Raw genomic sequence first — 11,146 nt, 5'->3', positions numbered from 1 at the left:
CCCGCCTCCCCCGCCCGCCGGGTGTGCCCCCCCCGGGGCGCGGGCGGCCTGGGGGGGGGGGGGGGGGGGGCCACCCCCCCCCACCCGCCGCCGTCTCCACTGGTACTTCTTCAGCCCCCACCCGCCGCCGTCTCCACTGGTACTTCTTCAGCCCCCACCCGCCGCCGTCTCCCCTGGTACTTCTTCAGCCGCTACTGGTACTTCTTCACCTCACGCCGGGCCAGCGAGCGCTGATGCACCTCGTCCGGTCCGTCCGCCAGGCGCAGGGTGCGGGCGGCGGCCCACAGCTCGGCCAGCGGGAAGTCCTGGCTGACCCCGCCCGCGCCGTGCAGCTGCACCGCCTGGTCCAGGATGTTCACCACCGTGCGCGGGGTCGCGATCTTGATGGCCTGGATCTCGGTGTGCGCCTCGCGGTTGCCCACCGTGTCCATCAACCAGGCCGTCTTGAGGACCAGCAGCCGCAGCTGCTCGACCGCCACCCGCGCGTCCGCGATCCACTCATGGACCTGGCCCTGGCGGGCGAGCGGCTTGCCGAACGCGTGCCGCGACACCGCCCGCCGGCACATCAGCTCGATCGCCCGCTCGGCCATACCGATCAGCCGCATGCAGTGGTGGATACGGCCGGGGCCGAGCCGCGCCTGGGCGATGGCGAAGCCGCCGCCCTCCTCGCCGATGAGGTTGGTGGCCGGGACCCGGGCGCCGTCGAAGACGACCTCGGCGTGGCCGCCGTGGTAGTGGTCCTCGTAGCCGTACACCCGCATCGCCCGGCGGATCTCGACACCCGGGGTGTCGCGCGGCACCAGCACCATCGACTGCTGACGGCGCACATCGGCGCCGTCCGGGTCGGTCTTGCCCATCACGATGAAGATCTTGCAGTCGGGGTTCATCGCGCCGGAGATGTACCACTTGCGGCCGGTGATGACGTAGTCGTCGCCGTCCCGCTCGATCCGGGTCTCGATATTGGTCGCGTCGGACGAGGCCACCTCGGGCTCGGTCATCGCGAAGGCCGACCGGATCTCGCCCGCGAGCAGCGGCTCCAGCCACTGCTCGCGCTGCTGCTCATCGCCGAACTGGGCCAGCACCTCCATATTGCCGGTGTCCGGGGCAGCGCAGTTCAGGGCGGTGGGGGCCAGTTGGGGGCTGCGGCCGGTGATCTCCGCGAGCGGGGCGTACTGGAGGTTGGTCAGCCCCGCACCGTACTCGGCGTGGGGCAGGAAGAGGTTCCACAGCCCCTGCTTGCGCGCCTCGGCCTTGAGCTCCTCGACCACGGCCGGGGTGTCCCAGGGAGAGGCGAGAAGGGCGCGCTGCTCCTCGGCGACCGTTTCCGCCGGGTGGACATGCTCGTCCATGAAGGTGAGCAGCTTGGCGCGCAGCTCTTCGGTGCGGGCGTCGAATGCGAAGTCCATGATCTGTGTCAGCTCTCCTGCAGGGTGGTGAGGCCGTACTCGATGAAGCCGGGGACGATGTCGCCGATTCGGTCGAAGCCCGCACCGAGGGTCTGGCCGAGCGTGAAACGGTAGTGGATGCCCTCCAGGATCACAGCGAGCTTGAAGTAGGCGAAGGCGGCATACCAGGAGACCCCGCTGACGTCGCGCCCCGAGCCCTCGGCGTAGCGCTGGATCAGCTCGTCCGTGGTGGGGTGGCCGGGGGCGCCCGCGGTGGTGGACACGGGCGAGTCGGGGATGTCCGGGCGCTGGCTGTACATCACGATCAGGCCGAGGTCGGTCAGCGGGTCGCCGAGCGTGGACATCTCCCAGTCGAGAATCGCCGCGATCCGGTCGTCAGCGTCCACGAGGACGTTGTCGAGCCGGTAGTCGCCATGGATGACGGTGGGCGCGGGGGAGGAGGGCAGCGCCTTGGTGAGCCGGGCGTGCAGCTCGTCGATCCCGGGGAGGTCGCGGCTGCGCGAGGCCTCCAGCTGCTTGCCCCAGCGGCGCAGCTGCCGCTCCAGAAACCCGTCCGGCCGCCCGAAGTCGCCGAGCCCGGCGGATGCCGGGTCCACGGAGTGCAGGGTGACGAGCGTGTCCACCAGCGAGAGGACGACCCCACGGGTGCGCTCCGGGCCGATCGCGGCGAGTTGGTCGGAGGTGCGGTACGGGGTGCCCTCCACGAACTCCATGACGTAGAAGGGCGATCCGATGACGCTCTCGTCCTCGCACAGCAGCACTGGCCGCGGCACCGGCACGGCCGTCGGGTGCAGCGCGCTGATCACCCGGTGCTCGCGCGCCATGTCGTGAGCTGTGGCGAGCACATGCCCCAGCGGCGGACGGCGTACCACCCAGCGGGAGGTGCCGTCGGTGACGGTGTAGGTGAGATTCGAGCGGCCTCCTTCGATCAGCCTGGCGCTCAGCGGTCCGCGCACCAGTCCCGGCCGCTCGCGCTCGAGGTGAGCGCGGAGATGCTCGAGGTCGAGCCCTGGTGGGTTGCCTGCGTTCATCGAATCTCTTCCTCCATAGGGAACGGGCGGACGGTCCTGCCTCATGGTGGCCCCGACTCATGATGCCGACCAGTCGGTATGTAGTCCAGTGCGCGTTCGTCACCCGTCCCGTTCCCGCTGCCGCTCCGCCCGTTCCTGGGCCTCCACAACCGCGTCACCGTACTCCAGCGCCCAGGCGCCGAGCGCCTCGATCGGCCCCAGCAGGGTCAGGCCGAGCGGCGTCAGCCCGTACTCGACCCGGGGCGGCGCCTCCGCGTACCGATGCCGCTCCACCAGCCCGTCGTCCTCCAGACGGCGCAAGGTGTCATTGAGCACCTTCGCGCTGATGCCGCCGATCGCCGCGCGCAGCTCACCCGGGCGGCGCGGTCCGTCGCGCAGCCCGAAGACCACGACGGCGGTCCAGGTGCGGGTCAGCAGATCGAAGCCGATCCGGGCCCGGCAGTCCGCGATGAACCCCTCGGGCGTGGTGGTGCGCGGTGCCGTGGCCGGTTCCCTCATGTCATCCCCTCCCGGCTGCCGTCCTAGCGGATCCGTTGCACACCCGGAGGTGCGCAACGGAGTTCCTAGTGTCCTTGGCATACCGATGAGAGACCGGAGGAGGCCGCTGATGCGGATCGGAGTGCTGGGCACGGGCAACATGGCGGAAGCGCTGGCGACCCAGTGGGCGCGGGCGGGACACGAGCTGCTCATCGGCGGCCGGGCGCGGCCGAAGGCGGAGTCGCTGGCGGAGCGGATCGGACACGGCGCGCGGGCGGGCGGCCTGCGCGAGGCCGCCGAGTTCGGCGAGGTGGTACTGCTCGCCGTCGCGTACGAGGGGGTGGCGGCAACCTTGGAGGCGGCCGGGGCGGCCGGGGGGACGCTGAGCGGGCGCACACTGATCGACTGCACCAACGCGATCGCCCCCGGTTTCACCCTCGCCACGGATGGTGGGCCGGGGGTGGCCGAACAGGTCGCCGCCACCGCTGTCGGCGCGCATGTGGTGAAGGGGTTCGCGCACTGCGCCGACTCGGTGTGGCGGATGACGCCGCCGGTCTTCGCCGACGGGCCGCTCGCCGTTCCGCTGTGCGGGGACGACGAGGGAGCGCTGGAGGCCGTACGCACGCTGGTGCGCGACATGGGCTGCGTGCCACTGGACGCCGGCGGCCTGGAGCGCGCCCGTCACCTGGAGTCGACGGTCGCGTTCCTGCTGGGCTTCTGGGTCGCCGGGGTGGAGCCGCGCACCGCCCTGCCGCCGCTGGCGGCCCAGGCTCCGGCGTAGGCGCCCTTACGCCGCGGCGGCGAGTGGGTACGCCTGATCGGCCCCATCTCGGTGTGGGCCGTCGCCTCAGGCGTGACGGCTCACCGGATAGTCCCCGAGGCTGGAGGACGCCCGTCGGTTCACGGCGGAGACGCTATGCCGGCCTCTTTGAGCTCACGGCGTTCGCATGGCGGAGCCCTTTCCGGAGCTGCCGGCCGCGAGCTCACACCTCCTGGTGGTGGGACGCTGCCCCTCGCCGACCGCGCAGGGCCCGGCATAGCCGGGGCGGCTCGGACTTGCGGTGGCGGTCGGCGCGCAGGAGCGTCGAAGGGAGGGGCCAGGCGGAAGCGGGTCCGGCGACGGACCGGCCCCGGTAAGGACCGTACGGACCCGGCCCGGCAAGGAACCGCAAGGAGCGCCACCATGAAGGCCGTCACCTACCGCCGCTACGGCGGCCCCGAGGTCCTCGAATACGGCGAGGTCACCGAACCCAAGGTCGGACCCGACTGCGTCCTCATCCACGTCAAGGCCGCCGCCGTGAACCCCGTCGACTGGAAGGCGCAGGCCGGCCTTCTCGATCCCGTCCTGGAGACGGTCTTCCCGGTCATCCCCGGCTGGGACGTCGCCGGGGTCGTGGAGCGGCCGGGCCCGGCGGCGCCCGGGTTCCGGGTCGGCGACGAGGTGATCGGATACGCCCGGGAGGACTTCCTGCACCGGGGCACCTGCGCCGAGTATGTGGCCCCCCACCTGCGCGCCCTCGCCCGCAAGCCGCGGAACCTCTCCTTCGAGCAGGCCGCGGGCATCCCGCTGGCGGGCCTCACCGCGTACCAGGCGCTGGCCAAGGTGCTGATCGTGACCGAGGGCGAGACGGTGCTCGCGCACGCCGCCGCGGGCGGTGTCGGCTCCATGGCGGTACAGATCGCGCGGCATCTGGGCGCGCGCGTCATCGGCACCGCGAGCGAGCGGAACCACGACTATCTGCGCGGGCTGGGCGCGGAGCCGGTCACCTACGGGGAGGGGCTGGCCGAGCGGGTGCGGGAGCTCGCCCCCGACGGTGTCAACGCCGTCCTCGACCTGATCGGCGGCGAAGCGCTCGCCACCTCCGCGGACCTCCTCGCCCCCGGCGGCCGACTGGCCTCCATCGCCGACCCCGCGGTCATCGGCCTCGGCGGCCGCTACGTCTTCACCCAGCCCGACCCCGAGGACCTGCTGTACCTGACCGCGCTCGCCGAGCGTGGGGCCCTCGGCGTGGAGGTGGCGGCGGTCTTCCCCCTGGAGAAAACGGCGGACGCGCAGCGGCTCAGCATCGAGGGCCACACCAGAGGCAAGATCGCCATCAAGGTGCGCTAAGCGGATGCGGTGAAGTTCGCTGCTAATCCCTCGCCGTTCGGCCTGGCCGAGGGCTTGGAGGCCGAGAAGGATCAGCACTTGACTTCGCCGTAACCGCTGAGCCGGCTTCCCCCGCGCTCTGGACTCGGGTCCCGTCGCACGCCCCGGCCCCGGGGCGGAGCCCCGAAACCCAGTCTCTCCGGCGTTTGAGGAGCGGAGCCCCGTCCACGCCCTCGAACAACGAGAAGTGTCCAGCCGGGAACTGACACTCGCTCATGTGGATCGCATTGACGGTCACCCCCAGTACAACGCGGTGGTCACCGTCGATCGCGACGGCGCACTGGCCGCGGCTGCCGCTGCGGACGGACTGCGCGCCCGCGGCCGGGACGGTGGGGAACCGCGTATCGGAGGCTGCGGGAAGGGCGGGGTGGCGTCTCCCGCCGTAGGCGCCCCCGACCCGCCTCCGCGAGACGGCGCCGGCGCAGCACAAGGCCGGCACCCGGGGGCGACCCATCAGCGCAGCGTCAGCGCTCCGAACAGCGCCACCGCCGCCGCACAGCCCACCGCGGCCACGGCCGCCCGCGGGGACAGGGCGGGCGGCCGCGGCGCGTCCACGGCCCGGATGCGGCGGTGGGCCACGGCCAGGAAGGCCAGCCACGACAGCACGACCAGGGCCAGAGCGAGGAGCGAGACCGGGCCGACGCCGGCGGTGTGCAGGGTCTGCCGGCCGGCGAGCGAGGCGGCCACGGCGCAGGCCAGCGTCGTACGGCGCCAGGCGAGCCGGGTCCGCTCCGGCTGGAGACCGGGATCTCGCGTCCTCGTTCTGTTCGTCCCATTCCCCTCCGGCATGGCCTCACACACCCCAGCCGAGGGCCACCACGAGCACCATCAACAGCGCGACCACCCCGACGGCCAGCCCCAGCGCCACCGGGAAGCGCGACACCGGCAGGTCCTCGCCCCGCCGCATGGCCCGCTCACAGCGGATCCAGTGGTTGATGGCCCGCAGCGCGCACAGCGCGCCGCCCGCCAGCAGGGTGACCGCCAGCGCGAGCCGTAGCGCGCCCCCGGTGTCCGGCAGGAACTGGTCGACCGCGAAACCGCCGCCCACCAGGGCCATCGCGGTGCGCAGCCAGGCCAGGAAGGTCCGTTCGTTCGCGAGCGAGAAGCGGTAGTCGGGGGTGTCGCCCTCCTCCCGCAGCCGCTCGGGCGCGAACCACAGCCGTACCTCCGCGAGGGCGGAACGCAGGCCGTCGCGCGGCTCGGAGGGACCGCTTCCGGTCACGCTTCGAGCCTCTCACGGCGCTCGCGACGCCACTCCAGCAGCCGCCGGTACGCCTCCCGCCCGTCCGGCACCCACTCCCACTCGGGCAGTCGGCGGGTCAGCTCCTCCTCGGTGAGGAAGGCGTGCCAGGCGACCTCCTCGGCCTGCGGCTGGACCGGCAGCTCGCAGCGGACCTCGTAGACACGGCTCCACCAGGTGTGCTCGGGCGTCTCGTAGAGGAACGAGAACAGCGGTACGGGCGCGGGCAGCCCCGAGACGCCGAGCTCCTCCTCCGCCTCGCGCAGCGCCGCCTGGTCGTAGCCCTCGCCCGCGCCGACGACCCCGCCGACGAACATGTCGTACAGCGAAGGGAAGACGATCTTCTGCGGGGTGCGGCGGTGGACGAACATCCGGCCATCGGCGTCCCGGGCCAGGATGAAGACGCAGCGGTGCCGGAGTCTGTGGGCCATGGCGTCGCCGCGCCGGGCCTGGCCCACCACGCGGTCCCGCTCGTCCACGATGTCCAGCAGTTCATTGGCGGAAAGCGGTTCCTGATCAGGCATGTCGCCATACAAGCAGATCGCGCCGGGGTCAGCGCCGGTGGCCGCCGCCGTAACCGGAGCCGCCGTAGCCGCCGCCGTCTCCGTACCCGCCGCCGCGGCCATTCCCGTGGTGACCGTGGCCCTGCCCCTGCCCCTGCCCCTGGCCGTACGGCCCGGATCCGGATCCGTCGCCGCCGCCATAGCCGTCGTCGTCGGCGTGCTGCCTGGCGTACTCCTCGGCCCAGCGGTTCAGCTCGTCGGCGTCGTCCTGCCACTCGCCGTATCGCCCCGACTCCGCGGACGGCCAGGTCGGCGACGACGGGGTGGAGTGCTCAGCGGAGGACGCCGGGGTCCGGGACTTGGCCGCCGCGGAGCCGGTGGCGGGAGCCTGCGAGGCCGGCTTGGCGGGGGCCGGTGCCTGCGCCTTGGGCTCCTCCTCGCGCGAGCCGCGCAGCGGCGTGTCGCTCACCGCCGAGTCGGCGAGCGCGGCCGTATAGGTGTCGGGCTGGTCGGGCGCGGCGGTCGAGGTGTCGCGGTCGGGGGCGGCCGACGCCTGACGGCCGTCCTTGCCCATGAGGAGGAAGAGCGCGGTCGCGGCGCCGGTGGCGGACAGCAGGATCGCCCCGGCGGCGGCCTTGCGCCGGTTGTCGACCGGACGGGGGCGGGCATGCCGGGGGCCGACCACCTCACCCCGGAGCACCTGGGGTACGTCGGCACCGGACCCGGCCTCGACGGGCTGCGGGCCGGGAGTGACGAGCGTCGGGTTGACGATGCGACGTTCCGCCTGGGGCAGCGGCCCTGGTCGCTCAAGGGAGCGGTCAGCCATGGTCGTTGATGATGCACGGTTGGCCGAACCGTGTCCAATCTCGGTGAATGAATGTGACCTTTTGTTGTACATGGGGGGTATGGCCGGGGGATTGACAGGCTGAAACGCGCTCCCGGACACCGGGTTGACGCCGTACTGGCCGGTAGGCAGGATCGCACCGACGACACCGTCGGCCGGCTGACGAGGACGGGACACCACATGGCGTACGACGCGGATGTGATCGTGGTCGGGGCGGGGCTCGCGGGGCTGGCCGCCACCGCCGAACTCGCCGACGCGGGCCGCAAGGTGATCCTCCTCGACCAGGAGCCCGAGCAGTCGCTCGGCGGCCAGGCCCACTGGTCCTTCGGCGGCCTCTTCCTCGTCGACTCGCCCGAACAGCGCCGCCTGCGCGTCCGCGACAGCCGCGAACTCGCCTGGCAGGACTGGCTCGGCACGGCCGGGTTCGACCGCGAGGAGGACCACTGGCCGCGCCGCTGGGCCGAGGCGTACGTGGACTTCGCGGCGGGCGAGAAGCGGTCGTGGCTGCATGCGCAGGGGCTGCGTTTCTTCCCCCTGGTGGGATGGGCCGAGCGCGGCGGTTACGACGCCACCGGGCACGGCAACTCCGTCCCCCGCTTCCACATCACCTGGGGCACCGGCCCCGGCGTCGTCGCCCCCTTCGAGAGGCGGGTGCGGGCGGCGGCCGCCCGGGGCCTGGTCGACCTGCGCTTCCGCCACCGCGTCACCGGGCTCGCCCGCAGCGCGGGCACCGTCGACACCGTCACCGGCGACATCCTGGAGCCCAGCCGTGCCGAACGCGGCACCGCCAGCGGCCGCGAGATCACCGGTGCCTTCGAACTCCGCGCCCAGGCCGTGGTCATCACCTCCGGCGGCATCGGCGGCAACCACGACCTCGTACGCGAGAACTGGCCGGAGCGGCTCGGCTCCCCGCCCGAGCGGATGATCTCCGGCGTACCCGCGCATGTGGACGGCAAGATGCTCGGCGTCGCCGAGGCGGCCGGCGGCCGGATCATCAACCGCGATCGGATGTGGCACTACACCGAGGGCATCGAGAACTGGAACCCCATCTGGCCCCGGCACGGTATCCGCATCCTCTCCGGCCCCTCGCCCCTGTGGCTCGACGCCCGCGGCAAGCGGCTCCCGGTGCCGCTGTTCCCCGGCTTCGACACCCTCGGCACGCTCGAGCACATCACGCGGACCGGATACGACTACACCTGGTTCGTGCTCACGCGGAAAATCATCGAGAAGGAGTTCACGCTCTCCGGCTCCGAGCAGAACCCGGACCTCACGGGCAAGAGCATCCGCGACGTCCTCGGGCGCGCACGGGCCGGGGCCCCGGGTCCCGTCCAGGCGTTCATGGACCATGGCGCGGACTTTGTCGTCGAGCGGTCGCTGACGGCGCTGGTACGACGGATGAACAAGCTGACGAAGGAACCGCTCATCGACGAGGCCGAGCTGCGGCGCGAAATCACCGCGCGCGACCGGGAGATCGCCAACCCCTACACCAAGGACCTCCAGGTCACCGCCGTCCGCGGGGCGCGCCGCTATCTCCCCGACCGCCTCATCCGCACCGCCGCCCCGCACCGCATCCTCGACCCCGAGGCGGGTCCGCTGATCGCCGTCCGCCTCAACATTTTGACCCGCAAGACGCTCGGCGGCCTGGAGACGGACCTCTCCTCGCGCGTCCTCACCGAGGGTGGCGACCCGCTGCCCGGCGTCTACGCGGCGGGCGAGGCAGCCGGCTTCGGCGGCGGCGGCGTCCACGGCTACCGCTCCCTGGAGGGCACCTTCCTGGGCGGCTGCCTCTTCTCGGGCCGAACGGCGGGCCGCGCGGCGGCCAAGGCCGTCTCCTAGCGGCGCGGTCGGGGCCAGGGGCCCCGCCCCTGCCCCTGGGGCCCGCGTGCGCCCGAAGGGCGCCCCGGGCCCAGGGCCGGGGGATCTCCCCGGGGCGGGGGACAGGCCGTCGAAGTCTGACGGAAGTCTGACGAAAACCGGCAGGAGATGGCGCGCCACCCCCACCCGGTGCTCTCATCAAGGGCATGGACCCCACCACCGATGCCGCAGACGGCAGCGGCACCCCCGTAGGCCGTCGCCTCGTGCTCGGCATGCTCGGCCTCGGCGCGGGCGGGATGGCGGCGGCGCCCTGGTTGCAGGGGCGGTTGGAGGATGTGCTCGGGGCGGTGGCGGACAAGGACCCGACCGGGGTGACCGGGCTCCTCCCCAACGGCGGGGGGTTCCGCTACTACTCCGTCACCTCCTCCGTCCCCCACAAGGACGCCACCACCTACCGCCTCACCGTCGACGGGCTCGTCGACAAGCCCACCACCTACCACTTGGCCGACCTGCGCGCTCTCCCGCAGCACCGGCTCGTCCGCGATGTCCAGTGCGTCACCGGCTGGCGGGTGCCCGGGACGCCGTTCGAGGGGGTGCGGCTGTCGACGCTGCTGGATGCCGCCGGGGTCCCGCCACAGGCCAAGGCCGTGCGGTTCAGTTGCTTCGACGGCGCGTACACCGAAAGCCTCACCCTCGACCAGGCGCGCCGCCCGGACGTGCTGATCGCGCTGCGCATGCGTGACAAGCCGCTCGGGCACAGCCACGGCGGCCCGGTGCGGCTGTATGTGGCGCCCATGTACTTCTACAAGTCGGCGAAGTGGCTCTCCGGAATCACCGTCACCGACGATGTCCGGCCCGGCTACTGGGAGCGCCGGGGCTATGACGTCGACGCCTGGGTCGGCAAGTCGAACGGACGCGACGATGACCCCACCGCCTGAGGACGGGGGTCGCCCCCGGGTGCTCCGTTTCACCCCCGCCGAGCGCTGGATCCACCGCACCACCGCCGCCCTCATGGGCGTCTGCGTGGTCAGCGCGGCCTGTCTCTACCTCCCCGGGCTCGCCGAACTCGTGGGGCGTCGGGCGCTCGTGGTCACCGTTCACGAATGGTCGGGCATTCTGACCCCCGCCCCGGCCCTCCTCGGCCTCGCGTCCCGCGCCTTCCGGGCCGATCTGACCCGTCTCAACCGTTTCGGGCCGCATGACCGGCGCTGGCTGCGTGCGGCGCTGCGGCGCGACCACCGGCCCGAGGAGCGCCCGGCGGGGAAGTTCAACGCCGGTCAGAAGCTGTACGCCGGATATGTCGCGGGCGCCGTGCTGGTGATGGTGGGCACGGGGCTGCTGATGTGGTTCACCGGGCTGGCCCCGCTGGTGTGGCGCATCAGCGCCACGTTCGTCCATGACTGGCTGGCGCTGGCCATCGGCGTCGTACTGATCGGGCACATCGGCAAGGCGATGGCCGACCCGGAGGCCCGGCGGGGCCTGCGCACCGGGCGGGTGGACCCCGGCTGGGCGGCCCGTGAGCATCCGCTGTGGATCCCGGAGACCATCGCCGACCCCGTCGACAGTCACGCCGATGAGGAAGGGACAGAGCTGCTCCCCCACCAGCCCCACCTTCGGTGAACGCCTGATTTCTCCCTCGTGTCGTGAATGCGGCATCTTTCCGTGGCGATGTCATTATGCG

12 protein-coding genes are annotated in these 11,146 nt (G+C 72.5%); 5 read left to right on the top strand and 7 right to left on the bottom strand.

Going from position 1 to position 11,146, the window contains the following annotated elements:
- Nucleotides 1-191 precede the first annotated feature (191 nt).
- The 3 genes from ABZU99_RS26720 to ABZU99_RS26710 all read right to left on the bottom strand — a co-directional run bounded on the left by ABZU99_RS26720 (nt 192) and on the right by ABZU99_RS26710 (nt 2,935).
- Complete coding sequence (locus ABZU99_RS26720) at nt 192-1,406, bottom strand: acyl-CoA dehydrogenase family protein (RefSeq protein WP_356049164.1); 1,215 nt, start codon at nt 1,404-1,406, stop codon at nt 192-194.
- An 8-nt stretch (nt 1,407-1,414) separates the two neighbouring features.
- Entirely contained in the window at nt 1,415-2,437 is a 1,023-nt protein-coding gene (locus ABZU99_RS26715) for a phosphotransferase family protein (RefSeq protein ID WP_356049166.1), read from the bottom strand.
- Between the two features lie 99 nt (nt 2,438-2,536).
- The gene (locus ABZU99_RS26710; RefSeq protein WP_356049167.1) at nt 2,537-2,935 is read right to left on the bottom strand and encodes a helix-turn-helix domain-containing protein; all 399 of its coding nucleotides are present in this window, start codon (nt 2,933-2,935) and stop codon (nt 2,537-2,539) included.
- 109 nt (nt 2,936-3,044) lie between these two features.
- On the opposite strand from ABZU99_RS26710, the gene ABZU99_RS26705 reads away from it, so the two are divergent.
- Both ABZU99_RS26705 and ABZU99_RS26700 read left to right on the top strand, forming a co-directional pair.
- Nucleotides 3,045-3,695 carry an NAD(P)-binding domain-containing protein gene (locus ABZU99_RS26705; RefSeq protein ID WP_355949461.1) on the top strand — a complete coding sequence of 217 codons (651 nt, stop codon included), beginning with the start codon at nt 3,045-3,047 and terminating at the stop codon, nt 3,693-3,695.
- Between the two features lie 402 nt (nt 3,696-4,097).
- Nucleotides 4,098-5,024: an NADP-dependent oxidoreductase gene (locus ABZU99_RS26700; RefSeq protein ID WP_356049168.1), complete on the top strand. Its 927-nt coding sequence runs from the start codon at nt 4,098-4,100 to the stop codon at nt 5,022-5,024.
- A 492-nt stretch (nt 5,025-5,516) separates the two neighbouring features.
- Here the strand turns inward: ABZU99_RS26700 and ABZU99_RS26695 are convergent, their stop codons facing one another.
- Genes ABZU99_RS26695 through ABZU99_RS26680 form a run of 4 tightly spaced genes read right to left on the bottom strand, consistent with a single transcriptional unit; the run spans nt 5,517 to nt 7,632 of the window.
- Nucleotides 5,517-5,852 carry a DUF202 domain-containing protein gene (locus ABZU99_RS26695; RefSeq protein WP_356049169.1) on the bottom strand — a complete coding sequence of 112 codons (336 nt, stop codon included), beginning with the start codon at nt 5,850-5,852 and terminating at the stop codon, nt 5,517-5,519.
- A 4-nt stretch (nt 5,853-5,856) separates the two neighbouring features.
- Nucleotides 5,857-6,285, bottom strand: coding sequence for a DUF202 domain-containing protein (locus ABZU99_RS26690; protein WP_356049170.1), 429 nt, complete (start codon nt 6,283-6,285; stop codon nt 5,857-5,859).
- Complete coding sequence (locus ABZU99_RS26685; protein ID WP_356049171.1) at nt 6,282-6,827, bottom strand: NUDIX domain-containing protein; 546 nt, start codon at nt 6,825-6,827, stop codon at nt 6,282-6,284. Before ABZU99_RS26685 ends, ABZU99_RS26690 begins: the two co-directional genes overlap by 4 nt.
- A 28-nt stretch (nt 6,828-6,855) precedes the next feature.
- Nucleotides 6,856-7,632, bottom strand: coding sequence for a hypothetical protein (locus tag ABZU99_RS26680; RefSeq protein WP_356049173.1), 777 nt, complete (start codon nt 7,630-7,632; stop codon nt 6,856-6,858).
- A 198-nt stretch (nt 7,633-7,830) separates the two neighbouring features.
- On the opposite strand from ABZU99_RS26680, the gene ABZU99_RS26675 reads away from it, so the two are divergent.
- The 3 genes from ABZU99_RS26675 to ABZU99_RS26665 all read left to right on the top strand — a co-directional run bounded on the left by ABZU99_RS26675 (nt 7,831) and on the right by ABZU99_RS26665 (nt 11,085).
- Entirely contained in the window at nt 7,831-9,486 is a 1,656-nt protein-coding gene (locus ABZU99_RS26675; protein ID WP_355949446.1) for an FAD-binding dehydrogenase, read from the top strand.
- Between the two features lie 185 nt (nt 9,487-9,671).
- A complete protein-coding gene (locus tag ABZU99_RS26670; protein WP_356049174.1) occupies nt 9,672-10,403 on the top strand; it encodes a molybdopterin-dependent oxidoreductase in 732 nt (243 codons plus the stop codon).
- Complete coding sequence (locus ABZU99_RS26665) at nt 10,387-11,085, top strand: cytochrome b/b6 domain-containing protein (RefSeq protein WP_356049175.1); 699 nt, start codon at nt 10,387-10,389, stop codon at nt 11,083-11,085. Before ABZU99_RS26670 ends, ABZU99_RS26665 begins: the two co-directional genes overlap by 17 nt.
- Nucleotides 11,086-11,146: the final 61 nt, after the last annotated feature.

The organism is Streptomyces sp. NPDC005266, from assembly GCF_040607655.1.
Classification (GTDB): Bacteria; Actinomycetota; Actinomycetes; order Streptomycetales; family Streptomycetaceae; genus Streptomyces.
This window is presented reverse-complemented; position numbering and strand designations above follow the sequence as displayed.

Bases quoted from the DNA above. Each gene is read 5' to 3' on its own strand.
- ABZU99_RS26710 (WP_356049167.1), bottom strand. From the start codon at position 2,935: ATGAGGGAACCGGCCACGGCACCGCGCACCACCACGCCCGAGGGGTTC.
- ABZU99_RS26675 (WP_355949446.1), top strand. From the start codon at position 7,831: ATGGCGTACGACGCGGATGTGATCGTGGTCGGGGCGGGGCTCGCGGGG.
- ABZU99_RS26680 (WP_356049173.1), bottom strand. From the start codon at position 7,632: ATGGCTGACCGCTCCCTTGAGCGACCAGGGCCGCTGCCCCAGGCGGAA.
- ABZU99_RS26665 (WP_356049175.1), top strand. From the start codon at position 10,387: ATGACCCCACCGCCTGAGGACGGGGGTCGCCCCCGGGTGCTCCGTTTC.
- ABZU99_RS26670 (WP_356049174.1), top strand. From the start codon at position 9,672: ATGGACCCCACCACCGATGCCGCAGACGGCAGCGGCACCCCCGTAGGC.
- ABZU99_RS26685 (WP_356049171.1), bottom strand. From the start codon at position 6,827: ATGCCTGATCAGGAACCGCTTTCCGCCAATGAACTGCTGGACATCGTG.
- ABZU99_RS26705 (WP_355949461.1), top strand. From the start codon at position 3,045: ATGCGGATCGGAGTGCTGGGCACGGGCAACATGGCGGAAGCGCTGGCG.
- ABZU99_RS26700 (WP_356049168.1), top strand. From the start codon at position 4,098: ATGAAGGCCGTCACCTACCGCCGCTACGGCGGCCCCGAGGTCCTCGAA.
- ABZU99_RS26720 (WP_356049164.1), bottom strand. From the start codon at position 1,406: ATGGACTTCGCATTCGACGCCCGCACCGAAGAGCTGCGCGCCAAGCTG.
- ABZU99_RS26715 (WP_356049166.1), bottom strand. From the start codon at position 2,437: ATGAACGCAGGCAACCCACCAGGGCTCGACCTCGAGCATCTCCGCGCT.
- ABZU99_RS26695 (WP_356049169.1), bottom strand. From the start codon at position 5,852: ATGCCGGAGGGGAATGGGACGAACAGAACGAGGACGCGAGATCCCGGT.